Here is a 25,804-nt window from a genome sequence, read left to right on the forward strand (position 1 = left end):
GTTGACTCTGTGCTGGCATTTTCCCCGAATTTCGATCAAGGAACGGGGAAACAGGGCGCTCTTTTCCTCCTCTCTGGATATTCAGCGCCGATAACTTGAACAGCACCGGCGGCAAAATGCTTGTCTGGCGCAGGCGGATCGATGTATTCAGGGCTGGATTTTCACTTGAACCTGCAGGCACATGGAAACTTCGCTTTATCTGCCCGTTAAAGGCTTTCTTGAAACGGCGGGTTACACTGTCAAAGGCGAAGTTGGCGGTTGCGATCTCGTCGGCTTGAGCGACAATGATCCGCCTGTGGTCGTGATCTGCGAGCTAAAACTAAGCTTCAATCTGGAACTTATTTTGCAGGCTGTCGATCGCGCCGCTATCGCAGAAGAAGTCTGGATCGCGGCGCGCATCTCAGCCAAGGGCAAAGGACGCGAGGCTGACAAACGCTACCGGGATCTCTGTCGCAGGCTCGGGATCGGCATGCTTGGCATTTCCGATGCCGGCGACGTCAGCATTATCGTCAGTTCCATATCACCGATGCCGCGAACCAATCCGAAACGGCGCTCTCGGCTCATGCGTGAACACCAGAGGCGACGCGGCGATCCGGCAGTAGGCGGGAGCACGCGCGCGCCGATCATGACCGCATATCGTCAACAGGCGCTCGGCTGCGCATTGGCGCTGGCATCAGGACCGATGCGCGTGCGCCATATCAAATCCAGCGTACCTGATGCCGGGAAGATTTTGCTTGCGAATGTCTATGGCTGGTTTGAACGTCTCGATAGGGGAGTTTATGGCCTGACCCAGACCGGGCATGAAGCACTGCAGCGATGGCCGCAGCAAGATTTGCCAGCAACAATCACCGTGTCAGGCTGATTTTTATTCCATGGTGCGGGAACGTATCAGTCTCCTACAGCCGCTCCCTCGCGCCGTGGATCGGCGCTGCCGGCCAAACCTTGGGCAGTCATCTCGATAGCATGCAAACCCGAGTTCATCTCACCCGGTTTGACCTCGTAACCCAGTGCCTTGAGCGGCCCGATCAGATCTTCCGCGCTGGTGCCGGCCTCGATGTCGTAGGTGCCGAACCGGTTGATGAGATGCGGCTGGGCGACGATCGCTTCCACCGGCATGCCCCAGTCGATATAGGCGATCAGCGCCTGGGCCACATAGCCGATGATCTGGCTGCCGCCGGGCGAACCAATCGCAAGCAGCGGCTTGCCATCCTTCATGACAATGGTCGGGGCCATGGAGGAGCGCGGCCGTTTGCCGGGCTCGACGCGGTTGGCGATCGGTAGTCCGCCATCATGGGTCTTGAAGGAAAAGTCCGTCAACTCGTTATTGAGCAGGAAGCCGTTCGTCATCAGACGCGAGCCGAAGCCGTTTTCGATCGTCGTCGTCATCGAGACCACGTTGCCCTCTTTGTCGACAATGACAAAATGGCTTGTGGAGGGCAACTCGAGCGCGGCATCCCGGCCGAAAAGGAGCGCGTGGTCCCATTCCGGATCGCCGGCCTTGACGACATCATTGGTCAACGCCCTGTCACCGTCGAGCAGTTTCGCCCTTTCGCTGAGATAGGTCTTGTCCAACAGGCCCTTGATCGGTAGCGGCATGAAATCGGTGTCGGCGACGTAACGCTCCCGGTCGGCGAAGGCGAGGCGCTGCGCATCGCCGATAATGCGCCAACTGTCGACATTTTTCGGTCCCAGGGCCTTGAGGTCGAAATTCTCCGCCATGCCGAGCATCTGGCCGATGGCGATGCCGCCCGACGATGGCGGCCCCATGCCGCAAACGTCAAGAGCCCGATAGAGGAAGCACACCGGCTCGCGCTCGATGACGCGATAGCTGGAAAGATCGGCCAGCGACAGCACGCCGGGATTGTCGGCCGCCCCGCGCACGGTCTCGACGATCGCCTCGGCAATTCTCCCCTTATAGAAGGCATCCGCACCATCTTTGGCGATTGCAGCAAGCGTCTCAGCATAGGCCGGGTTCTTCAAGAGGGCGCCTGTTTGCAGGGCGGCCCCGGAGGTGTCAAAGAAATAGGACCGGGCCTGCGGATATTTCTTCAGCCGGTCGCCCTCGGACGCGATCAGCGAGGCAAGGCGCGGTGATACCTGAAAGCCTTCGGTCGCCAGCATTTGCGCCGGCTTCAGCAGGCTTGCCCATTCCGCCTTTCCATAGCGTTTGTGGGCTTCCTCCAGCAGGCGCACCGTTCCCGGTGTACCCACGGAGCGACCGCCGACTACTGCGTCCATGAATTTTAGCGGCTGCCCGTTACCATCCAGGAAGAGCTTTGGCGTGGCTTCCATCGGTGCCGTCTCGCGGCCGTCCAACGTCGTCAGCTTGCCGCTTTTCGCATTGTAGTAGACGAGGAAGGCGCCGCCGCCGAGACCAGAACTCTGCGGTTCAACGAGGCCAAGCGCGGCCTGCACCGCCACCATAGCATCTATGGCGTTGCCGCCCGCTGCGATCACGTCGCGCCCCGCCGCAGCCGCGAGCGGATTGGCCGCCGCCACCATGAAGCTTCGTGACTCGACACGTTTGGCGACCGCAACATCAGTCGCTTTCTCGGGTGCAACCGTGTCAGACGCCTGCTGGGCGGAGGCGATCGCGGTGGAAAGCACTAAGGCGAGAAAAGCCTCACCGAGAAATCTCGTTTTCATTAGCCTGATCCTCCAGAACGACACACCGTTAATCTGAGAAGGGCATCCCACTGAGCCAGCAGGCAGATCGACCCCCAACCTTTTCAGGGGGTGAAGCGTCACAGTCTCGGGCCATAAACCGTTTGATGCCTTGGGTCTGCCGTGATGAAAATGGCGGGCTGCTTGTTCACTGCCCCCAAGACCCACAGGTGCAGGGTTTTCAGTCCAGGTCAGTTTCGGCCCCGACAAGTCGCCGGGGCCGTTCGCGCTATCAGAGAACGGTAACATTCTCTGCTTTTGACTTCCCAGTCTTGCGGTCTTGTCCGACATCGTAGCTGACTTTTTGCCCGTCGGTCAGAGCGCCACCGAAGCCTACAGCGGAGATATGAACGAACACGTCCGGCCCGCCGTTGTCCGGAGTGATGAAGCCAAAGCCCTTGTCCTGCGCGAAAAATTTTACTGTACCAGTTGCCATAATGTCCTCGTTTGTTGGATGCGACCGTATCCCATTACCGATCGTTGCAGGGAACTTCAAGGTTGTCCAGACTGTGCGATCCTGATCAAGCTCGTCAGGATCGCTGGTTCGAGTCCGCTCAAGGGCGAAACGACGAGGATAGCCGCCTAAGGGTTACTCTCAGTGAAAGCCGATCAGAACCGCCAAGTCATCCCAAGGACAGGCCCACTCAACATCGTGTCGTAGACATGACCATCACGATCATAATCGACTTTCAACGCCTTGTAGCCGGCAGACACCGAGAGGTTATCCGTCACCAGATAGTTGGCCGTTGCAAGTACCGACCAGGTGATGTCAGATCCTGCTCCAAAGCCACCGACATCGGCCTGGGCCTGAACGGACAGTTTCTCAGTTAGTAGAAGGAACGCTCGCAGGCCCACCACCGGGTCGACCCATCCAAACTTCTCATCATGAGCGGCCGTGCGGCTTCCGATGGCGAAATGACTTGCGGTGACCGTGACATCATTCGAAATATGCCAGAAACGTGCTCCAGCAAGAGCGTCCAGCGTAAATTGCGACGTGTCGACAACCCGGTATCCACCCTGCAACGTTGCCATGAACTGTCTTGTGTCAACTTTTCCGTCAATTGTAGCTCCAGGCGGTATCGTGACACCCAGCCCGGGAATCTGAAACGCGGAGAGCGGCCCGGTGGCATGACTATCAGTGGTGTCGACATACATGATGTCGCCTGAGAGGACGAAACGGTCGTAACGCCCCCACAGATTTACAAATCCGCCGAAGTTGAGATCGTCCATCACATCGGAGAAAGATTTGTCCAAATCTATCGTCGGACCGCGCCTAAAAGGCGACAGGCTGCCGTCAAGACCTGCCGCCCAAAGGTAAGGCGTTACCTGAAACGCCCAGCCCGGGTGAGAGGTCGCTTCCGAAACTGGTTCCGATGGTAGGTCGCGCATTGTGTCAGCGGCATGTGCAACGGGCATCCCGCATAGAGACAACGCAATAAAAAGAGAAAATCGTTTCAATTTTTTTCCTTGCTCGGGCTTAGATCGTGTTTTTATGGATCCGACCATCCTTGATGATGAGTTTCATCGTGCGATCGGGATCAGCGATTAACGAGATGTCTTCAAGCGGATTGCCATCGATCAGCAGAAGGTCCGCATAAGCACCGGCTTCAATGCGCCCGAGCTTTGCCGGGTAGGGGTTGCGCGGTCCCGAGAGACCTGCAAGCTCTGCGTTTCCACTTGTCAGCATGCGTAGCACCTCGGCATTGTCATACCAGCGAGCGAATTTGGCGAGTTGCCGACCTTGTGTCGCGGTTCCCTTTGGATTGAACAGGATGTCGGTGCCGAGCGCCATTTTCACCCCGCACTTGCGTCCGAGTTCCACCGCGCGGGCTGTGCCCTCGGCAATACTTTTCTGCTGCGCCCGCTGTTCAGGCAAAGGATAGGTATTCGCGTCTTCATCGGCGAGAAAAGGTTGGATGCTCCACCAGGCGCCAGCGTCAGCCATAAGCCTGACCGTTTTATCGTCGGCGAGCTGGCCATGCTCAATCGATTTGACGCCGCAGGAAATCGCTCTTTGTATCGCTGCCGACGTGTAAGCGTGGATACATACGTATGTTCCCCAATCTGCCGCAGCAGATACCGCAGCTTTCATTTCTGCCTCTGAATATTGGAGAGCATCGACCGGATCGTAACTCGAGGCAACACCACCACCGCCCATGATCTTGATCTGGCTCGCACCAAGCATCAATTGCTCGCGCACGCGGCGAAGAACTTCCGCTTCTCCATCGGCTATTGCCGAAATCCCGGCCTGCTCTGCAACGCTAAGAGTGTTTTGTGATGTACGCGGCAGATCGGTGCGCATACGAAAATCGCCATGCCCTGATGTCTGCGAAATCATCGCGCCGGAAGGGTATATTCTCGGCCCTGCGATGCGCCCCTCATCTATGGCCCGCTTGAGCGCAAAAGAGGGTCCGCCGACATCTCTGACGGTTGTAAAGCCGCGCAATACCGTCCGTTCGGCTTCCTGGGCGGCAACCAGATGGACGTAGGGAATATCAGCAGTCATCGCTGTCATTTGCGAAATGCCTGCAAGGATCGAGTGCCAATGCGCATCTATCATGCCCGGCATCAGGGTCCGCCCACCACACTCAATAACGTCTGCATCGGTAACGTCGTCGGCCGATGCTACAAGGGCTTTAATGAATTTGCCGTCGATGAGAACACTTCGGCCTGTGATCAGCCTGGAGTTTATCCCATCGAAAACACTGACGTTCCGGAGCAAAGTCGGCTTTTCAGCTTTTTGTCCGAATGCGGGGCTCGCTATACCAAGCGCAGGGACGGCGAGCGTTGCCGCGATGCCCTTTAGAACCGAGCGGCGCGACATTTCTTTGCCGATCCTTGAAAAAAGTTGCTGTGCATCGGGACTATGACACGCGCAACCCGCAGCATGATTGAGATGCTGGTATTGACGACCGAGGCTAAACAATCCGCATACTCCTCGTTTCACGCAAGGATTGTACTAGGCGGCAGGCAAAATTCGCGCAACCCCTAATATTGTGTCGATGCAAACATACAATCGGAAGATAAGGCTATCCTTTCCATAATGAACCGCTCCGGCTTCTGAAGGAGAGACCGATCATGAGCGCGACAAAGAACAAGCTTTCACCTGAAGTTAGCGAACGTGTGATCCGTATGGTGCTGGATCACGAGGCGTCATCGCCACCTCGACAACCCAGTCGAGTGATGATTAGAATGAAACCGCTGGGAGGGTTAAGACGTTAAGGGAACTATACGTGTCAAATTGAATTGCGGGCAACTGCTGGATTGGCCTAGTGCCCAATGGAGCAGACGGTCGAAGGGATGGAGATGGTAGGAACTTTAAAGGCAAGAACGGGTGTTTCCGGGTTGGACGATATTCTCGGAGGAGGCCTGTCCAAAGGCCACGTGTTCCTTCTCGAAGGCAACCCTGGAACGGGAAAAACAACGATTGCCCTGCAGTTCCTACGTGATGGCGCAGCGGACGGAGAACGAGGTCTCTACATTACCATGTCCGAAACCGACAAAGAATTGCGAGAAGGGGCAGACTCGCATGGAATGGAAATTCCCGACCTCATCGACGTCTTCGAACTTGTGCCGCCGGAAAGCCTGTTCGACGCTGAACATCAGCAAAGCCTTCTTTATTCGGCAGATCTTGAGCTCGGCGAGACGACGAAGCTGATTTTCGAAGCTCGTCGGCTTCCAGGGCATTCTGCGCGGCATACCCCATTTTGTTGGTGAGCAGAAAACCATGCTCGACATCGGAGGCGATTCCGATTCCTGACCGTGACGGTATCGCCCTCATCTACGCCCCTAACGGTCGTGACAGTATTGTCGCAGCGTCCATGCTGCTTGAGCGGGGGATTGCCTCCCAGCCGATGGCAAACCTTGAGGCCTTGGCCGAGCGCCTTGGAGAAAATGTCCTTTTTGTCGTCGTTGTGGAGGAGGTCCTTCGCTTCAGCAATCTCGGTCCTATCAACGCCTGGGTTGACATCCCAGCCGGGCTGGTCGGATCTCCCGTTTATGGTCCTGACACACAAAGGAGCGGGACCGGATAGGAACCCTGCTGCCGCAAGGGTTGCCCAGGCACTTGGAAACGTCTCCTTTCTTGAACGACCGTTCCATCCGACAACCTTCATCAGCGTCGTCGAATCCGCAGGCAAAAACCGTCGGCGGCAACTCGAAGCTCGTAACCGCATTGTCGAGCTACGCGAAAGCGAGCTTAACCTCAAGACTGCGTTGCTCGCCGGAAATCTTGGTACATGGAGCCTCGACCTTTCGAGTTGGGTGCTTGGCTCCTCGCCAGAGTTTCGTCAAATATTCGGCCGTTGCGCAAACAAGGAGCTGACTTACGATGAACTGACGGCATCCGTGCATCCCGATGACAGGCAAGGCCGTGAAGAAGGTCCTCGACGCAGCCTCGATGCAGGCGAAGACTACGTTGCCGAATACCGTGTTATCTGGCCGGATCACAGCATGCATTGGGCGGAAGTTCGCGGCCGTCTTGTCCATGATCAGCGTGGCAAGCCCCAGCGTCTTATCGGTGTCGGTTCGGACATCACATCCCGCAAACATGCCGAGGCGCTGAAGGCGCAGATAGCCCAGCGGCAGGACACCGAGCAGAAGTTGCTTCAATCTCAAAAACTGGAGGCGATTGGCCAGTTGCTAAGGCCGAGCTGTTCGGCAGCTTGGACAACGCTCAGGCGTCCGTCACGGATCTTCTTGATAAGTTCGAGGCGATGCAATTCTTTCTGCGACATGGTGATCATAAAGGACATGACGACTCCGACCGCTCCTGACCGAAGTCAGGCTGAACATCGTCGCATCCTTGCTCCCAACGTTGACATTGACCAGCGACGTCATGCGAGGAGAGTGTCGCATTTCTATCCAGCCCAAGTGTTGAGCGTTGCCGGATAATCTTGGATTCGAGGCGATTGTTTTTACGGAGAAATTTCCTGCAGTCCCCCTGATCAGTTTGGATTGTGTATCCGACAATCCTGGATCAGCCAGATATCCGCATCGATAATATTGGACTGGAATCAGGGGTAGAATCAGCGGCTCGATAGCGCTGTCCACAATGAGACAACGCCACAAACGCTACGTCAATGATCTACAGGATTGAAGGCTTTCAGCGAGCCAGCAGGCGCCCGCATTCCGCTTTGATGATCGCGGAGACCTCAAGCATGAGGGGGTTCGGGGCATCGTGGAAATCGGATTCGAGATGCTCCTCGTGATCAAGGAGGTATTCTTCAACCCATCCGAAGACATCTCGAATCCGGTATGCGTAAGGCGACGGCGGATTGATGGAGAGCCACTCAGAAAGCAGAGCTTCAATCCGGGAGGTGCCACCCTTCAGGGCATGATATCCAACGGATAGATCCGCGTTCGAGAACGGAGGAACTGAGGGTTGCTTCCGGTTGTTCAAAAAGCGGCCGACGAATTCCGCGGCCGCGATGAAATCACCCAAGTGCCTGTCGTACGCAAGTAGGCCAGGATTCAACAAGTGACGGATGATGTAGGACTCGACCGTATCCTCGGTGTCGCCCAGTTCTACGTCGGGCATTCGCTCATCGACCACCCGGTCCAGACGCGGCCACCAACGCCCAGTGGAATTCAGGCCATGGCCGATGAGTTCGAGGTGACATTGATGCACCGGGCACCGTCGAAAGAATTCCAGATGCCACCAGACACGCTGGTATGGAACCTCGGCAATACACTGCCGGCATTCAAGCTTACGAGCCCAACGGAATTCATTCCGTCGAAACGTCTGCCCGGCAAGGTGGACATGGCCGTTCCGCTCGATAGGTGTCCAGTGAGCGAGCCGCTTCTTGTCTGTCGCCGAAATCGGCAGCAGAAAGATGCGATCAAGCAGCTCCTGCGGTTTGAAGATCGGAGCGACCCCCACCTCGGACGCATACACACCTGGAAGGTGATTGCACTCGTCCATTACCAGGCGACTGAAGTAGCTGTTGGCAGGTTCACCAACGAGAGGGAGAACGCGCCAGAACGTGAACGGGCGCGCCGTCACTTTTGTCTGCCCAGTTTATCGCGCAGGGGTTTCTTGTAGCCGAAATAATCAGTGTCATCTCCAGGGCTGACCATAGGGCGGACGGCCTCGCGAAGATGCTCAATCAGAATACAGGCCGAACGGGCAGCGAAAGCTAGATTGCCAGCTTCGACCACGAGGTTCATCACGAAGCCGATCTGACCACCACTGAATCGGTGAAAGTGTTCGGCATAAGATTTCAGATTGCTTGGTTCTCGAAATGGAAGTCGCCGGTCAATGCTCGTGAGTAGATCTCCGAAAGAAACGAGATCTTCAGGGCTGTCAGTGAGCGGATGAAGGGTATCAGATCGATAACCTCGCCTTTTGAAAGCAGGGATATCGTGGACATACTGGTCGATTGCAGTTTCGCCAACAAGCAGGACGGCTACCCTCCTGGTGTCGATGATATCTTTCACGAACCCATATAGCTCTGCAGCAATCTGGGATGTCCTCTGATTGAAAAACATGAAGTGGGCATCATCCAAGATCAAAAGTTCTGTCTTACATTTCAATACCCGGTCGACAGACCATTCACTCGGGTCTTCCCGAGACATGATCCTATGCGGCGATTCTGTCGCTTTCCGGATTTTGTTGCCAAGCCTCTGCCGGGATCCGCCGAGCGAGGAGGGAACGTACAATACCGGAAACTCCCTTCCGGTCTCTCCGTCACGCGGCGGGAATCTATCCAGGTAAGCTTCGCAAACTGCGCTTTTCCCAGCCCCCGGATCTCCGAGCAAGCCACCGATCACGCCGACGCTCGGAAGCCCGTCCTCCATTGGACGATGGAGGCGGGCGATCAGCGCGAGGCCGCGGTTATAGGTATTGTATGGTACTCGCATGTTCCGGATAAGGAGTTGTCGCTGACTGACAGGAAGACTGCTCGCGCGATTTCTCTCTTCGGGGGTATCGAAAATCATGTCTGTCTGCATGGGCATTACATTGGCCTCCTATACGAGCCAACCGCCGAATTCATCGAAGTCGATGTCGGAGGAGTTGTCGGTGTCGCTGGCTTTTTCGCCCTCGATTTCAAAGCCCACCTGGGGGTCGTGCTTCTTGGCGTTGGGGATATCGAACGGCGCAACAAGGCCGGCACGGCTGCTCAGGACAGGCGGCGCTTCCTGCATGGCCGGATCTGCAAGATCTACGTAATCCTCGCCATATTCGACTGTCGCCATTTTGTAGCGACGGGACATCGCGAACTTGCCAACAGTGCGCGCGTAGAGTGATGCGAGAGTGCGACCTGTCTTGATCGTGCCATGGGCCTTGTGCGCGGCAATGACAGCTTTCGCGAGTTCAATCTTCGCCAGAAGGAGATTGGCGGCGTTGACCGCTTTCTTCATCTTTTCGCGCAGGTACTTCTTGATCCATTTGTGCTCATAGTATCTCAGCCCGTTTGCATAAGGCTGATCGGCCGGGGCGGCCGGAACCTCAAGCCAGCGCTCGGTCTTCGCGTAGGGATCTTGGATCCACGCCACACCGAGATTCCAAGGCGAGCGACGCGCTTTGAACTTCCGTCCCTTGCTCGCCCGCTGCGTCGCGAGAAACAGGAGTTCAGGAGAGACATAGGTGATATCGTTCCAGACAAAGCCCTTTTTCGAGTCAAGTCCGACATCTGCGAATTGCCCTGCGATGCGGACAAAAATCTCCGGATCGATCAACGGCGGCTCGGGCGCACGCTTGATGCCTTCGGCCCAGACATCCGCGGGGATGCCTTGGAACGTGGCCAAGTCTCCTAGACCCTGTGTCGGCTTCATATGATGGATGTAAGCGAGGTAATACGTGAGGAAGCCGCGAATTTGCGGCAACGTCATCTTCGGCATTGCCTTCTGCATTTCCTTGTCGAACTTGATCCGTTCCGCAATGGAATGGCCAGTCGCCCCGGGCAGTCGATTTGCGACAGCACGGTCGAGGATATGGAATAGATGCTCCTCGGCGCCCTTTTCCCATCCACGCGCCGGGCGGTACGCAACGGTTTCAATGCCCAATTCTTGCAGGGATTCTTTAAGATTGAGGCCAATTAGGTGCTTCGCGTTGTCGGTGCCTAACTTCAGTGGCCGCCCCCACCAGGGGTATTCCGCACCTGAAAGCGGGTCGATCTGCTTCTCGAACAGCATGTGCTGCAAGCCCTCGAAGAAGCTCTCGTACGACGGTGGCTGGAAGGAGATGGAGAAGCCGACAACGACTCCCGAGTATCGATCCCGGAACGTGAGGATATGCGGCCGCCCATATGCAATCGCTAGATCGGGGTCGATGCCAACAATGTTCATGACAGCATGATCAACATCGACAATCTCGAGAGGCGCGTCCGGCCGCAACTGCCGAAGCCTGATCATGTGTTTGGTTTCGGCGTAGTCCCGACCTGACTCGAGGACATCTCTTTCATACTCGTTCAGGTCATGCAGTTTTCGTTGGATTGTACGGTCACTGAGACGGCAACTTCCATCCTCGTTGAGAAGCAAGTCCCTGATGTGATGGAAGTCGCCGTCCGGTTGGGCGAGTGCCATAAGGATCGCCTGCACCATTCCCCACTGGCCGCCCGCCTGAATAGCGAGATCGACCGCCTCCTGCATCGCTCGAGCGACTTCACTTCCTTCTCGGGGGCCGTAGTTTCCCGAGTTGCCCTGCCGGACGAAATTGAGCAATCGATCGAAGCGGCCACCGTTCTTGTCGCGGTTCTGCCAGTTATAGACTGAGTTGACGCACGGCGGCTTGGGGTCGTTGATCTCGTCAGCGACCTTCCTGATTACATCAGCTCGCTGGCTTCTGGTCAGCGTCCGTTCTCTCAGTTCGATCATTCTGAGGTAACAGGCATCGATGTATGCCATCCGACGATGTGCGGATTTGTGCTGATCATCAGTCACCGTCGCCGCTGCGCCTGGCAGGTTCCTTGCGGCAGCACCTTTGCCTGAGATAGGCCGAATGCGCCCCTGTCGGTTCAGCTCACCAATCTGCCAGATCGACAATGTAATGCCGACGTTTGTGACGAGCTGTTGGAACTGTGCGACTGCCGGAAACTCCGGTGCTGGCTGGAGCCAGCCGGTGAACCTGAACGTCGCATATCGTGTCTTCTCCGCGTTGAAGATAGAGAAGGTATCTCCGACGCGGATATCCGGGCATTGCATGTCGAAGCCGCGCCCTGGATCCGGCGGGATGGCAAGTTCGTGGAAGGTCTTGACGGGTTGCAGATATCGCCCGTCGCCGTATTCAACTGACATTGTGGATCTCCTCGAGCGTCAAGCGACCTTGCCGAAGCGCAGCTCCGTTGTGGCAGGTGCGACAAACGCGACTCGGGGCTGGGCGATCATGGTGAATTGCGAGAACGGCTTACGGAGGTCGATCCCGACCTTTCCCTCCATCGCCAACTGCATGATTGCGGTGAACGCCGGATTGACCTCTCCCACCACCTTCCAGTCGTCTTCGTCTCGCCATCGACCGAGCAAGGCGTTCTGCTTCACGGAGCGCATGACAGCACCGATCCGGCTTGGGAGCGGGAGCGTCAGGATTTCGGCGGCGACCTCATCGATCCAGGCGTGCTGGCACGCGATGCGCTTGTGCCTCCACATCAGGCGAAGGTTGTCGATGAGCGGTCTCATATGGAGCGTGCGTTCGTCGAGAAGGCGGTATTCAGCGCCAAGTTCGGCAAACACCTTCACCATCTGAAGGGTTCGATGCTCTGGCCATCCAAGATAACGCTGGACATAGAACGGCATCACGTCGATGACGACCACCGAGCCATCCCTGCGCCTCACGGCGAAATCGGGAACGTGTTCCCGATATTTGCCGGACGCAGTGGGATATCCTACCGCGACCGGGAACTCCGCGACTGCCACATTGAACGGATTTGTGTCGACATGGATCATCGCGTCGGCCATCAGCGGCTCGCGTGTGCGAACGATGCCTCTGACCGACTTTCTGGTGGGATGCCAACCGGGCAGGGTGATATAGCGGCTACCCGGCTTGATCTCCTTCTTCGGCTCGTTGGCCTCGCTGAAAACCTCATCCCAGTATTTCTGGTTCTTGTTTCGCTCACGCAGTTCCATGGCGGACCTCCGTGGCTCTCATGTAAAAAGCCGACAGCCCAGCGACGGGATGGAATAGACACGCTACAGGCCTGGGCGAATTTAGGACTGCAAGCTCACGGAGGATATGCGACGGCACCCCCAGAGCCATTACGTCTTCATGCGACAGAGGGGTGGGGAGGCTCTGCTCTCTTGGAAGATTACTCATGACAAAACTTCTCCGTTCGCGCTCCGGGTGATCCGGGGACGCGTGAGACACGATTTCGGTTTGAAATGGCACGTTGCCTTGACGGCCTCGCTTGAAGGACCCTGACTCATAAGAAGCAACGAATCAAGCGGGCCACATGCGCACCAACTTGCGGATGTCTCTTACAAATCAGTTACTTGAAGCGGCTTCTTCTTGGGGAATCCAAGTCATCTCGGGACATCGAATCCTGCCTGGCTCACTTGGTACGGGTTGGTACGGGTTGGTACGGTAGTATTACCGAAGCAACTCCACGCACCAACGGCCAAGATGTTCTTAGTGACCGATAGTAACGTATAAGGGTCATCAATGGGCGGGGCGGATTTCTGGCATGGGATGACAAGCGACGACAGGATTCGATATGAATCCTGTGTTTCGACCGGTCGGGCCACATCTAGTGGCGTATTCGTAGACTCATCGTCATCACGTCATGTCTCCGAGCGAGGGAAACCTAGTCTTGCCTAGACAGCGCTCATCGCTGCACTTGCACGGCGCATATGTTCCTGGTTTGTTCGTGACGTCAAGCGAATTATGCGGTCTAGGTTCTTCGGGGTGGTGCCAGGGCTTTACCCACCTATAGCCGCCAAACTTGAGGCTGGAGCAGAGCGCAATCTACATGATAACTTTCCTCATATGACCGACATTCTCCACATCTATGCCGATGGATCCTTCGATGCCGCCTCCGGATCAGGAGGCTGGGCATTTGTGGTCATGGACGGCGACCAACAGATTCACGCGGCCGCAGGCTCCACACCGAGACCTTCGAACAACACCTTCGAAGTCCTGGCCGTCATCCAAGCACTATCCTGGCTTGAGCGCGAGGCACCGACGGTGACCGCCGTGATCTGGACAGACTCCGCTCATGTCGTTGAAGGATTCGATAGATGGCGGCACATCTGGCGCGGCAACGGCTGGAAGCGGGTGAGGGCGAATTATCACGAGCGGCGGCGGCCGATCCCAGATGCGGAGCTTTGGCAAGAACTCGATGACCTGCTACTCAGACACCGCGGGGTCAGGATTCAATTATGCAAGGGTCACTCCGGGATCGCTGGTAACCTGATGGCTAATAAGGCGGCTCGGGCGGCTGTCGCAAACTCTTTTAAGTAGCTTCGAGTCTGGAAATGCCCCCACATTCTGGGTCAAAGGAAGAGTCGGCTTGCTGTCTACCCGTTTGACTTCACGCAATATTTGAAACAACCTGCGGGAATATTTGGTGGGTAGAAGACTCAACCATTGTGACGTCCTCAGCGGAATTCATGACGTAAACAGGTTGCGTCGAGTCCCGCCGGCGATGATCCTTGGTTTATGGCGCTTGGGGTAATCGAATTGAGGGACAGGAGACAGGTCGAGCTGCCGATGCTTGCGTTGGCAAAGGCGGCCGCGCGAGCGTTGTCGAAATCCATTCCAGATGGGATTGATCTCGGGAAAGTCTGCCTTGACCTACGCTCGTATGATCTCCCAGAAGTAATCAGTTTCTGGTCCCGTTTGTCTGCAATCCGCTCCAGCGAACGCAACTACTGGATTGGCACGCTGTACACGCTGATGATCTCGGCAGAGAGACGCCGCGCGCAAGCCACCTACTTTACACGGCCAGATCTCGCTGAAGCTGTCATCAACCTTGCCATTGAACATGGGTTCGAACTGGACAAACACAGCGTGCTGGATCCCGCAGCGGGCGGTGCTGCCTTTCTTTCTCTCATAGCACAAAGAATGTACGCAGAGGGTGTCAGTCCTGCGATTGCCGCGTCGAGGTTGAATGGAAACGAGATAGATGCCTGCCTAGCAGAGATGTCTGAATCCTTGATTTCCGAGGAACTCGATGGATTCCGAGACCGAAAGATCGTGACGATTGGCGACAGCCTTCGATCGGAGTTTCCTGCGGCCTACGATCTCGTCATCGCAAATCCACCCTATGGAAGAATTCGCCCCAAGGATCTGGACAACGATTATTGGACACGGGTCTCGCACAGCGGCCACATCAACAAGTATGCAGTCTTTACTGAGCTTTGTTTCCGCGCTGCGAAACCTGGCGGTCTTATAGCTCTCGTCATCCCATCAAGCTTTAAGGGCGGCCCGCTTTACAATCTGATGCGATCATTCATCGCGAGTCAGGGGCAGATTCTCGTTCTCGGCACCGTTATCAATCGTGAAGACGTGTTTGCGGACGTAACACAAGATATCAGCGTTATGTTGGTAAAGAAGGGGGCTTCGCATCGCCACACTGCCCCCGTGAAGTTTCCTTCGTTTGTAGCCGGAGGCATTTCTCATCCGGTCCCGCAGGGTAGTCTCCCGGAAGACATGTCCTCGCCTTGGCTTGCTCCATGGGACGCAGGGCGTGACCGAGGAGGTGCGACCATTGCAACATATGGTGGCTCCGCAAAGGCTGGATACTTCGTCTGGAACCGTTCGCAAGACAGGTTCTGCGAGGCGAGTGATCCACTGGCTATCCCGCTCTTCTGGGCGAAGAACGTCCGCCCAGGTAAAGCATGCAGCCCCATCAACAGACGAGGCGACGGAATTGATTTCGTCCAGGTCCCCTCAGGTAGCCCGGCGATTATCTATGGTCCTGCCATGATTATCCAGCGCACGACCAACAGCAGCCAGCCCCGGCGGATCGTTGCAGCCGTTGTCGATCAGGATTCGATTGCTGGAAGGCAAGGATTCGTGAGCGAGAACCACACGATCGTCATCACAGGGGGCACCTCGGAGACTATCGAACTACTCGCCGCGCTTCTGAATACGAAGGCTGTGGACGAACGCTATCGGGCAGTTTCCGGAACCGCGACCGTATCAGTCACTCTACTCAGACAACTTGATTTACCGTCCCCCGAATCCTTCCGAGCGGCATTTAACCATTACCGCGACGCAGAAGATGCCGCAGTGATCGCTTATGAGGCCACTGGCCGATGCCGTCTGTCGGAGGCATCTTGATGAGCGGCAATCGTAAGAGCTTCGGTAGCGCCCCAGGTACTACGCTTTCCGATCGACTCCGGCAGCAGCAGGAGCAGTTGCGCCGCCGCTCGGAGATCGCCGCCGCTCAAGCGGCAAAAGCGGCCGCGCGCCTCTCGAGCACCGAGGATCCGGCAACTGACAACCCGATCGGCGGTGTCAACGCCGATGTCTGGATTCAGTCACTACGAAAGGTACCGCTGAAGGCCGTGGGCGGAGACGCGCTTCCACTCTCCGAGGTCTATGACAATGTCCTGCGTGCGGTGATCGGATCGATGAACAGCCGCGAACCAGTTGTCCTGATGACATGGCCTGCGCGAGACATCTGTCTGTCTGCCGTTACATCGCTGCTTGCGCTAGCCGATGTTGCCGCTTGCGCGGAGATCGAGGTCGCAGCATTTGGGAGTCTGCATAGATCGTTTGATCGGCCGCGAGGCATGAAAACCCTGATTTATCCTTACGCCCGCACCACCCACGAACCTGCACGTGATATCCAGGTTGACCGCGACTATTTATACCGCACGCATCTAGCGCATCTGACGAGGCATGCGAGTGGTAGTGACACCGACGGCACCCTAAAAGACTACCACCAGACCCTCAGCCGTGTGCGCACACTCGATGGACGAGGCCGGGACGGAACGGTTCGTCCCGAATACGAACATCCAACACTCGATGAGATCCTGCCGCACGGCAACTGTGAGGGCGTCGTTCATCCGAATGGCAGTCTGCTCTGGAGGACCAGTTCCAGAACGGATCTCAAGGAACACAACACTGTTCGCACCGACGTCAATGATGGAGACGGCGCCAGCTATTACCTGTACGGCGCTCGACGAGGCGACGAGATTCTTTTCCGCAAGATTCGAGGGAGCCTCGACCTGATCATCTTCGACCTCACCAGAACCGGGAGAGGAAGACTTGGTGACGACTGGGCTGCCACTACAGCCCGAATGTATCGTCATCTGCGCAAGCTGTTTCCAACGGCGGGGGTGGTTGCGGTAACGGAGGACCCATGGTCTTTCGACAAGGCCCGCTTTGAAATATTCGCAGACGAACCGTCCGATGTAAGACGTCGCAACATTCGACCGTCGAAGTCACTGACTATCACCGCAATGTCGTCTTCGATCCTGGCCAACCCATGTGAAAGGCCGGCCTGGTCGGGCGGTGGTACCATTGATGCTAAGGGGTTTAACGGCGACGGGACGGCGCTCGTCGAAAAGCTTCGTGCTATTCTCAGTCGTCTGCATAGGGCGCGGGATAGGGACGGGGCCTCGGTCATCGTGGATATCATAGCCAAGCTGAGGCGCTCGTCATCGTTGCCCGGATCGCTGCGTGCTTACGCCGACCACCTCGTCGATGAGAAGGGCGAGAACGTCGCTATCGATGTGATGAGCAACTACCGGATCACGGAGCAGGTTCAGCACTTGCAGCAAACCTCTTCTGCTGCCTCAATGATTGGCGGTGAAGATCTTGCGGCTGCATTGCGAGACGCCACGTCCGCCATGAAGCGCCTGAACAAGGCCACCCCGATGTCATTCATGCTCGAGGCAGTGATAACATCGATAATTCAGTCCTCGTCCAAATCCCTATTCATGTTTCGGAGCCAGATGCTCGCCGAGTTCGCTCGGGAGGCTCTCTGCAAACGGATTCCTGAACTTGTGAACCGCCTCGACAAGGAGATGATCGTCTTCTCGGGCCCTGGAGGGCTGTCCGATGTCACTGGTCTCCCGGTATCGGAGCGGAACAAATTCAAGCGTATATATGTCGTAGCTCCAGCTCGCGACGGCGTGCTGACCTTTTTTTCAAAGGAGTGGCTACCTTCGGAGGTCTACGTTCTCGCAGACGGTGACACGCTGACCTACTCGTCTCGCGATGCCTTTCGGCTAGCCGACCAAGTCAAGGAACCCGAAATCGCATCCCGCCTTAAGAAGTACGCGACGGCGGCAGCCAAAGATCTCTCCGGGTTGGGGATGGCTCCAATAGAGATCACAAAAACACCCGATCTCCCCGAGGAACTGCAATTCCCCTCAGAGTCGATCATCAACCTTGCGGGAGACGTTCGTAACGCCAGTGGAGATCTCCTCGAGTTCACTATGGAAAGCGGTCAGAAGATCATCGCCCGTTCGGGGACCGGCCTGGTCCGCCAGGATGGATCGAAATCCATGGTGTCGTTCCGCCAGATTGAGGCGAAAGACGTGAAGGCAGGCGAGAACATCTGCGTAATCAGCTCAAGCTTCGTAGATCGCGCGCGTGTTTTCCTCAGCATCCAAGCGAACGCCTCTGAGGCAATTCGCGGATACCATGAAGATGTCGTCAGGAGGTTCGCCCTGGTTCCCGGTTTTAGCGAGACTGACAAGATCCGTGCTCTGATCGAACGGATTGGGGATCCTAGCTTGCAAGTTCAGACGGTTCGCCGCTGGATAGACCTTGAACGGCAATTGCAGGTGCCACTCCATGAGGTGGTGACACACGCACCGAGAGACTGGGATGCCTTCCTAAAGTTCACCGCGGCTCTCGGTATGAGCGTCGATCTTGCCGGGCGCTTCTGGCACTGGGGAGTCAAAGCTCAGAGGAGCTTCCGGATGAAGGCAGGGATGGAGTTTCACGATGCATATCGGAACATCCTGACCGACCCTTACGCGGCACTTGCGTTCGCGGGAAATGCGAAGCGAGTTTCGGAAATCGAAAGGCTGCAGCGCCTCGCCGAGGAGAACGTGAGCCAAGTTACATCGGTTAGGAGGTTCAAGCCATGATGACCCCAAAGAGCGTCGCTGAACTTGGGAAGATCGATGTCGAGCTTAAAGAGGCCGTCTGCGATGCTCTCGTCAACATGGTCACGTCGAGGGCCAGCGGCACGGACGAGCAGGGACGCATCGTCTACGGCAAGTCGCCGCAACGCAGCGTGTTTTCCGGACAACTTCTGCCCCGCATATCGAGCGCAGACGCAGATGAGACGTCGGACATCAAGATCGCCGCCATAGGCATAGATTTCAGCATGGACTCGGCCTCGACATGTGTTCTTGAGGCGAAACCCAATTTCTCCGTTTATGTCCGCGTACTACCCTCATGGGAAGAGATTTCGACCGATCGATTCGGAACCAAGATCGACTTCAAGCTCCGAAAGGAGAAGAAGCAGGAGATCGATCAGAAGATCCGGGAACGCCGAGAAGCGCTTTACGCGAGCGAGAACCTCACCCAGCCTGACTGGACCGCATTCGACTCTCAGGGAACGGAACGGATCAAGCGACGCCGAGACGAGATCCAGAGCGAGGTTCGTACCTCCGTATACGCGGAGTATGGCATTCATCTCGACATTGGCAGCGCATTGCTTTCAGAACCGTCAGTCGCGGACGAGGACGACGCGGAAAGCGTGGTCACTACGGCCGACGACACCAGCTCCTCCGAGCCGGAGCCTACGCCGGATATCGGGAGCCTTGTTACAAGCGGCATCAAGATTCCCGAAACACTCTATTCGCCAGCTCCGATCCCTTCCAAATGGATCAGGCTGGATTTGGAACTGCCACCGTGCTCATGGGCATCAAACATCTCCGACGAAGATCTTGAGCTGGTTCTGTCAGATTACGCCGCGGCGATGAACGCCGTGATTGTAAAGCATTTCAAAGACTGGCTGGCGGGCGACGGCGTGCAGTTGGCTTGGCGTGACCGCACAGTGACTCAAACCGACGCGGACAGCGAAGAACATTGGAATGCATTCATAGAGAGGGTTCGGAGCGAGAAGGCAGATCCGAAAGTCCTGCCTATTCTCACGGGAGTGGCGATACGCATCGAGCGGCAACGCGATTTCCTGGATCCTAGCCGCACCTCCTTGCGCGTCACGTTGGACAATTCATGCAAGGTTCTCAGCAGGACTGATGCCCGGTTTCAGTGTAACTCCATCTTCGGCACCGCGATCTCGATCCGGCTTGCAGCGACTGCACATCGCCTGGCGAAACTCGATCGCGTGGAGTCCTCGTATCGGTTCCGCGACTACCTGACCTACCCAGCGATCGGCCTGAATTGCGGCGTTGAACAGACCGACTTATCAGATGGCACCATCCAGCTTTCCACCACGTGGGCCCCGAGGTTCAATCAGCCACGAGTGGTCCCCAGGCACATCAATCTGGAACGTCGGTTTCGGGCGCTTGCCGATGGCTATGACGTTTCCGGACTGCATGTCCTCGCTGACGAATACAGAGCATGGATCGATGATCAGGAGTCTAAGCTCAAGGATTCAATCACGCGCGATCTCATTCCTGAAGATGGAGATAGGGAACGTGTTCGCTTTGCGGAGGATGTCGCGGGGCAGCGCACCGAGGCTCGCCACATCGAACAGGGCGTTAGAATCCTCATATCTTCACGTGAGGCCGCGCTGGCCGTAGGTGCCGCCACCGATTCGGATCGTGAACTCCTGATCCGCAAGTCGATACCCTGGCGTGCGTGGTTGATGATGAACGAGTCCTTCGCGCGACGTGATGAAAACGCTAAGCTCACAGGACGAGGCTGGAGGTTGTTCCAGCTTGCCTTCATTCTCGCTCATATTCCCACATTCGCATCGAGACTCGAAGAATTCAACGAGTTCTTCGACGCGGATCGGGATGAGATCTCCGCCAGCCTACTCTATTTTCCAACCGGGGGTGGTAAGTCAGAGGCGTTCTATGGCGCACTCGTGTTCGCAGTTTTCCTCGATCGGCTTCGTGGCAAGGATCGTGGCATTACCGCGATGATCCGCTACCCATTGCGGTTGCTGACCCTTCAACAGGCCCAGCGGCTCCTGAAGCTGCTCGTGTGGAGCGAGATCGTCCGGAAGGAGCGCCACGTCGGGTCCTGGCCGATCGAGATCGGCTTCTGGGTAGGATCGTCAAACACGCCAAATCGGTTCGACGTGATCGGACCTGATCTGCCAGATCTCGCCACTCAGGCAACCGGCGATGACTTCGCTCAAGGTAATGCCGATGAAAAACGGTATCAAAGCGCCAAGGCAGCTTTCAACAAGGTCCCTGCGTGTCCGTGCTGCGGGAAAGCCACGGGATTGCGTAGCTTCAGGGAAGGCGGAGGCAAAGCCCGAGCCGCCATCGTCTGCTTCAACGCAGGGTGCGATTGGAACAAGGCAAGCGGCGGCATCGCGCCGCTTCCATTCCTGCTCACGGATGACACGATCTATCAACGAGCGCCGGCTGTTCTGCTTGGGACGGTCGACAAGCTTGCAATGATTGGCCAGACCACGACGACCATTACGTCAATCCTGGGAATGTTCGGACTCGCGCGATGGATCGGCCCAGACGGTCATCTCGCAAATCCATTCGAAGACAAAGAGCTGGCGCGGGGGCCGGAGAAGAGTGGAGCATCTGCCGTCTTCCCAGCCTACGGGTGCGGTCGGAAGGTTTTCAAGGATCCATTTCCAAGCCTGATCATCCAGGACGAGGCCCATCTCCTTGAGGAGAGCCTTGGCACCTTCAGTGGTCTTTTCGACACACTCCTTGAAAAGGCCTTCAGCACCATCGACGAAATATCCGGTGGTGAGTTGGAGGTGGCTCGGTATCGGGATGCAACGGGAAGTCTCTCACCGCGCCTACCGAAGATCATCGCTGCGACCGCCACCATCAGTGACCCTGAGCGCCAGATTAAAACCCTCTATCAGCGCAGGCCCCTCAGGTATCCCTATCCCGGCCCGGACATATATCGATCGTTTTTCTCAGAACCTGAAGAGTCGCCTCAGTCCAACAACGAACGCTTTGCCCTTTCCAAAAGTCTGCCGCCCCATGTTGCTCCCGAAGCAACGGCCCCTCTCATGAGACTGTATGTTTCGCTCATGACCAACGGGGCCACACACACGGTGACGACAGTGGGCGTGCTCAGTTCGTTTCATACGATCATTACCGGACTATGGGCGGACCTGCTGGATCCGACAAGGACTGAGGCTGCGACCGCGACGCTGATGGCAGCAGTGTCGTCAGGGAGGGAAGGCGGCTGGCGGCGGAGCGCTATCGACCGTGCCGTCAATGAAGGTCGGCTGGACGAGATCATGGCGCTAATCGATCTTCATCGCATCGCCTTGGCGTACGTTACGAACAAGAAGGGCGGAGATCAGGTGATTGACGCGCTCCATACCACAGTCGCGCAGAAGCACGAGATTGCGGGATTGCCGCATGAACGCTTCCTAAGCCGTCTGATCTCCGGTGGTATAGACATGCAGGAAATCCAGGACGTTATGAAACTGGCAGAACGATCTTTTGCTGGCGGCACGTACCCGGATGTGGGAGACACGCTGCGCAACATTGTCGCCACGTCAGCCATCAGTCACGGCGTCGACGTGGATCGGTTCAACAGCATGTTTTTTGCTGGTCTCCCATCCGATATTGCCGAATACATTCAGGCCTCCAGCCGCGTGGGGCGCACCCATGTCGGATTCGTTATGCTTCTTCCGACCCCGCAGAGCCGCAGAGATCGCTATGTGGTCGAAACCCACGACATATTCCACCGTTTCCTAGAACGGATGATCTCGCCTCCAGCAGTCGAGCGATGGTCAGAAACAGCGATCGAGCGTGTCCGACCGTCCTATGTCCAAGCGTGGGCAATGCTCAAGGATGCCCGGGCCTTCAAGGAGCTTCCTGACAATAGGAAACCAGAGTTCAGGACACATGACTCCACCCGCATGCTGAGCAGACTTGCCCAGGCCGACAATGTCAGGTTTTCCGAAGACCTCGGTCGATTCATGCTGGACGCACTTGGTGTGGCGGGGCGTGGTCCAGAGAAGATCGGCGAGCCACCGGCTCTTGAGTTCTATCGAGGCAGCACTGAAACAGCCACCCGTACCCTTGGGAGGACACTGAAGGAACTCGAGATCACAGCCAGGCTTCGAACGTTCTGGAAGGAACAGGATTCAAAGCTCCGGATGCCAATGACATCGCTCCGTGATGTCGATGAAGCCGGCACAATTCAGGCATCCGACTTCGACCAAAGCTCCAGGGGAGGATCGCGAATACTAAGCCAAGACGATGTCGCCATCGCCATGAAGATCATCAGGCGACAGCGCGGCGATGCAGCGGAAACAGACACCGATTTTGACGATTTTGCGGGAGACTAAGATGCGGGGAGGCGGCGGCATGCGTCATATGGGACGCTCACCGGAAAGACAGTTCGATGAGGGGGCAGATAATAAGTCGGGTCCGCCGAAGATGCAGCGCTCACGGGCGCAGATTGCGACCTCTTACGCTCCAGGCGTTCTCATGACGTGGGAAGGTGGGCGAGGAATCTGCAAATCGGTGCCGATTCGGAAGCCGTTTCCCGAGAAGCTTCCACGAAACGTCACCGACACTATCTTCGAGGGGGTTCAGCAGTTTGCTCAAAGCTGGCATGTCCGGGCAAAGGAAGCATGTCCTGATGCGCCCGATGACTTCATTCTGGATGGCGCATTCTACAATACGGAAAAGAAGGAGGTCGAGGTCGATCAATCGCACTTCCTTCTAAACCAGCCCAACGTTGTTGGCTACGTACCGTACCCGTTGCTTTTCAGGTGCGGGGACTGCGGCAGAGTGCACGAGTTCAAGAGTGTCGCAGAGCTGGCAAAGAAGAAACTGCCCGCGATGTGCAAGGATCATCCGTCACGATGGTCACAGGTGGATGTCGTCTACGCCCACTGGTATGGCACGATCCAGCCACTCAGCCCGTACAATTACACGGTTAGCAGCGACGGGACGGATGTCTACCCGATCGAGCGTTGCACATGCGGATGGCAGCAATTCATTCTGAAGAACAAGGCTCCTGTGTTCTCCGAATGGAAGTACGTCTGCGAAAGCTGTGGTGCTCAGCGCGACCTCAAAAAGGCCGAGAAGGATGTCTTCAAGAAATTGAAGAGCGACAGCCTGAAACCGGGCGGCAAATCCTTCGAAATGATCCAAGTCGACATGCTTCCGGTCTCGTATCGCGCAAGCAGCACCTTCTATCCGCAAAGAGGCAGCTTCATCGAGGTACGGGAGACGAAGGTCGTCCAACTAATGAAACCAGGCAATGAGAGCGATCTCATTCAGAAGCTGGCTGCCATCCACCACATTCCATACGAGGAGCCATCGGATTCCGAAATCGAGGCAGCGCTTTTCCGTGAACGGCGACAGGACGAATGGAGTCAATACCAGTCATTCCTGCTCGTGATGAAAAATATGAAACCCGGTTCACCAGGTTTCATCGACTTCGAGAACGGGGTACGGAAGCTGCGAGAACAATGGTTCATCGACGGCATTATCGAGCGAGGAAGGCTAGATAGCGACGAGATCGCAGCCGCAGTGCACGCTCGCCAGAATTGGGCACAGAAGTTCGACCCAATCCGACTTACAGTCGAGCACGCGGCTTTTGTCGAAGAGCATATCCAAGACGGTCAGGATGGTCCTCGCAAGACAGCAGTCGACGTGACCAAACCCGATTTGACGTTATACCAGAAGGCCGGGATCGCCGAAGAACTAGAGCGGTATCAGGCCGCGGTTCTCCGCGTCCTCAATGCGACCGGGATCAAGGAAATGTTCCTCCTGCGCGGGCTACCAATCTGCGAGTACAGCTTTGGTTTCACCCGAGTTTCTGCGACGCCCGTCTACGAGCGAGAATCGAATAATCGCAAAGTACCAATGCCTGTTCGTCTCGTGGCATTTGACCGTATGAAAAGCGGGGAGCGCCCGATCTACGTCACGCAGCAGAAGAACGAGGCTCTTTATATCAAGCTCGACGAGCAACGAGTCCTGCGATGGCTTTTGATGAACGGTGTTTCCGACCTGCCGTCGGACGGCAAAGGTCTAGCCCGCCGATATCTCGAATCCTATCGTGACTTCGGTCAGTTTCTTGATCGGTTCAAGGACAGGGAAAGGCATGGCATGTCCCGGGAGCTTGCGCCTTATGTGTTCATGCTCCTGCATTCACTCTCTCATCAGCTTATCCACTCCCTTGCAGACGCATCAGGGCTGGATAGGGACGGGATAGGCGAATACATCTTCCCAGCGGATCTCGCCTTCACGATCTACCGCAAGGGAATGACCGCCGATCTTGGCAACATTTCTGCGATGTGGCGAAATCATGCAATGGACTTCCTGCGGCGGTCAATTGAGCCGCGCATGCTGCGATGCGGGTCTGGCAGCCTCTGCGACAGCCGCGGGGGCGCTTGCCCTGCCTGCATCATGGTCAGCGAGGTCACTTGCAGTGCGTCGAACCTGCTGTTGTCGAGATCCGTTCTCAAGGGTGGACCGGCACCGCAATGGGAGGCTCTCGGTTCTCCGAATATAATCGGCTACTTCGACACGGATCTCAACCGATGACATCTATTTCCCTAGCGCCCCAAGGAACCGCCCGCCTCGTCGTGACTATGCCGCCGTCCCCGAGCCGGATCGAACGTGTCCTTCAGGACAGTCCCGCGAGTTCTTTGCTCGCTTTCACGGTAACTGCGGACGCCTTCCGGCATCTCGCCTGCAAGGCTCAAAGGCGCCTTGTGGTAATGACGCCGTACCTTGACGCCACGGGATGCGCCTGGGTCCTCGATATGTTCGCATACACCCCGGCGGAAGAACGCATCCTGATCGTGCAGAGACCCGGCGAGTTGGACAACTCCGGCGTGGACAAGATCGCGCTACAGGAAAGCGCGACCAGCATACACTTTTACGGCGGGGGCGAGACAGACGAAACTTTCCACTCCAAGATCGTGCTCGCGGATGGCAGTGATGCCTATATCGGGTCGGCAAATTTCCTCTGGCGCTCGAAGAACGCAAACCTCGAGTGTGGGTTGCTTGTCGATGGGCCCGTGGTTTCCTCTATCACGATCCTTGTGGAGGCGGTCATGTCCACGTTCCTAGAGCGACCCAAGTTACCAGAACTGGCATGAGATAGGGTCGGCGTTGAGCCGAACCCTCTGCTGGCCGTGGTGTTCGCAGCAAA

Annotated in this window: 15 protein-coding genes and 2 pseudogenes; 9 read left to right on the top strand and 8 right to left on the bottom strand. The window is 56.6% G+C overall.

The features are described 5' to 3' along the window. The first annotated feature begins 181 nt into the window (after positions 1 to 181). Positions 182 to 862, top strand: a complete 681-nt coding sequence (locus JZX89_RS02605) for a DUF2161 domain-containing phosphodiesterase (protein ID WP_207132974.1) — start codon at positions 182 to 184, stop codon at positions 860 to 862. 26 nt (positions 863 to 888) lie between these two features. Here JZX89_RS02605 and ggt read toward each other — a convergent pair whose 3' ends face one another. From ggt to JZX89_RS02625, 4 genes are all read right to left on the bottom strand, one after another. Then, on the bottom strand, positions 889 to 2,646 hold the full coding sequence (ggt, locus tag JZX89_RS02610) for a gamma-glutamyltransferase (RefSeq protein WP_207132975.1): 1,758 nt from the start codon (positions 2,644 to 2,646) through the stop codon (positions 889 to 891). 250 nt (positions 2,647 to 2,896) lie between these two features. Then, entirely contained in the window at positions 2,897 to 3,100 is a 204-nt protein-coding gene (locus JZX89_RS02615; RefSeq protein WP_149901364.1) for a cold-shock protein, read from the bottom strand. 173 nt (positions 3,101 to 3,273) lie between these two features. Further along, the gene (locus JZX89_RS02620; protein WP_236776557.1) at positions 3,274 to 4,053 is read right to left on the bottom strand and encodes a porin family protein; all 780 of its coding nucleotides are present in this window, start codon (positions 4,051 to 4,053) and stop codon (positions 3,274 to 3,276) included. Between the two features lie 88 nt (positions 4,054 to 4,141). After that, positions 4,142 to 5,590 (bottom strand): metal-dependent hydrolase family protein, encoded by a 1,449-nt coding sequence (locus JZX89_RS02625; protein WP_236776534.1) that lies wholly within the window; start codon positions 5,588 to 5,590, stop codon positions 4,142 to 4,144. Between the two features lie 374 nt (positions 5,591 to 5,964). On the opposite strand from JZX89_RS02625, the pseudogene JZX89_RS02630 reads away from it, so the two are divergent. Together JZX89_RS02630 and JZX89_RS28470 are read left to right on the top strand one after the other, a co-directional pair. Next, a pseudogene (locus JZX89_RS02630) lies at positions 5,965 to 6,333 on the top strand (ATPase domain-containing protein); the annotation flags it as partial. A 330-nt stretch (positions 6,334 to 6,663) separates the two neighbouring features. Continuing rightward, positions 6,664 to 7,212, top strand: a pseudogene (locus JZX89_RS28470) (PAS domain-containing protein); the annotation flags it as partial. Between the two features lie 556 nt (positions 7,213 to 7,768). On the opposite strand, the gene JZX89_RS02640 reads toward JZX89_RS28470, so the two are convergent. The 4 genes from JZX89_RS02640 to JZX89_RS02655 are packed head-to-tail and all read right to left on the bottom strand — an operon-like array spanning position 7,769 to position 12,726. After that, positions 7,769 to 8,668, bottom strand: coding sequence for a hypothetical protein (locus JZX89_RS02640; RefSeq protein ID WP_207132977.1), 900 nt, complete (start codon positions 8,666 to 8,668; stop codon positions 7,769 to 7,771). Then, positions 8,665 to 9,621, bottom strand: coding sequence for a TniB family NTP-binding protein (locus JZX89_RS02645; protein WP_207132978.1), 957 nt, complete (start codon positions 9,619 to 9,621; stop codon positions 8,665 to 8,667). The genes JZX89_RS02640 and JZX89_RS02645 overlap by 4 nt, the downstream gene beginning before the upstream one ends. A gap of 12 nt (positions 9,622 to 9,633) precedes the next feature. Beyond that, on the bottom strand, positions 9,634 to 11,901 hold the full coding sequence (locus tag JZX89_RS02650) for a TnsB C-terminal domain-containing protein (protein WP_207132979.1): 2,268 nt from the start codon (positions 11,899 to 11,901) through the stop codon (positions 9,634 to 9,636). 18 nt (positions 11,902 to 11,919) lie between these two features. After that, positions 11,920 to 12,726, bottom strand: a complete 807-nt coding sequence (locus JZX89_RS02655) for a hypothetical protein (RefSeq protein ID WP_207132980.1) — start codon at positions 12,724 to 12,726, stop codon at positions 11,920 to 11,922. A gap of 856 nt (positions 12,727 to 13,582) precedes the next feature. Here JZX89_RS02655 and JZX89_RS02660 point away from each other — a divergent pair. The 6 genes from JZX89_RS02660 to JZX89_RS02685 all read left to right on the top strand — a co-directional run bounded on the left by JZX89_RS02660 (position 13,583) and on the right by JZX89_RS02685 (position 25,751). Continuing rightward, positions 13,583 to 14,056: a ribonuclease H family protein gene (locus JZX89_RS02660; RefSeq protein ID WP_207132981.1), complete on the top strand. Its 474-nt coding sequence runs from the start codon at positions 13,583 to 13,585 to the stop codon at positions 14,054 to 14,056. 198 nt (positions 14,057 to 14,254) lie between these two features. Beyond that, a complete protein-coding gene (locus JZX89_RS02665) occupies positions 14,255 to 15,880 on the top strand; it encodes an Eco57I restriction-modification methylase domain-containing protein (RefSeq protein WP_246746645.1) in 1,626 nt (541 codons plus the stop codon). After that, the gene (locus JZX89_RS02670; protein WP_207132982.1) at positions 15,880 to 18,648 is read left to right on the top strand and encodes a hypothetical protein; all 2,769 of its coding nucleotides are present in this window, start codon (positions 15,880 to 15,882) and stop codon (positions 18,646 to 18,648) included. The genes JZX89_RS02665 and JZX89_RS02670 overlap by 1 nt, the downstream gene beginning before the upstream one ends. After that, entirely contained in the window at positions 18,645 to 22,979 is a 4,335-nt protein-coding gene (locus JZX89_RS02675; RefSeq protein WP_207132983.1) for a DEAD/DEAH box helicase family protein, read from the top strand. Before JZX89_RS02670 ends, JZX89_RS02675 begins: the two co-directional genes overlap by 4 nt. Before the next feature lie 19 nt (positions 22,980 to 22,998). Continuing rightward, entirely contained in the window at positions 22,999 to 25,191 is a 2,193-nt protein-coding gene (locus JZX89_RS02680) for a DUF8724 domain-containing protein (protein ID WP_246746646.1), read from the top strand. A 47-nt stretch (positions 25,192 to 25,238) separates the two neighbouring features. Further along, entirely contained in the window at positions 25,239 to 25,751 is a 513-nt protein-coding gene (locus tag JZX89_RS02685) for a phospholipase D-like domain-containing protein (protein ID WP_369809524.1), read from the top strand. The last annotated feature ends 53 nt before the right edge of the window (positions 25,752 to 25,804 follow it).

The sequence above is a fragment of the Agrobacterium burrii genome, from assembly GCF_017313405.1.
In the GTDB taxonomy this organism is placed as follows: domain Bacteria; phylum Pseudomonadota; class Alphaproteobacteria; order Rhizobiales; family Rhizobiaceae; genus Agrobacterium; species Agrobacterium burrii.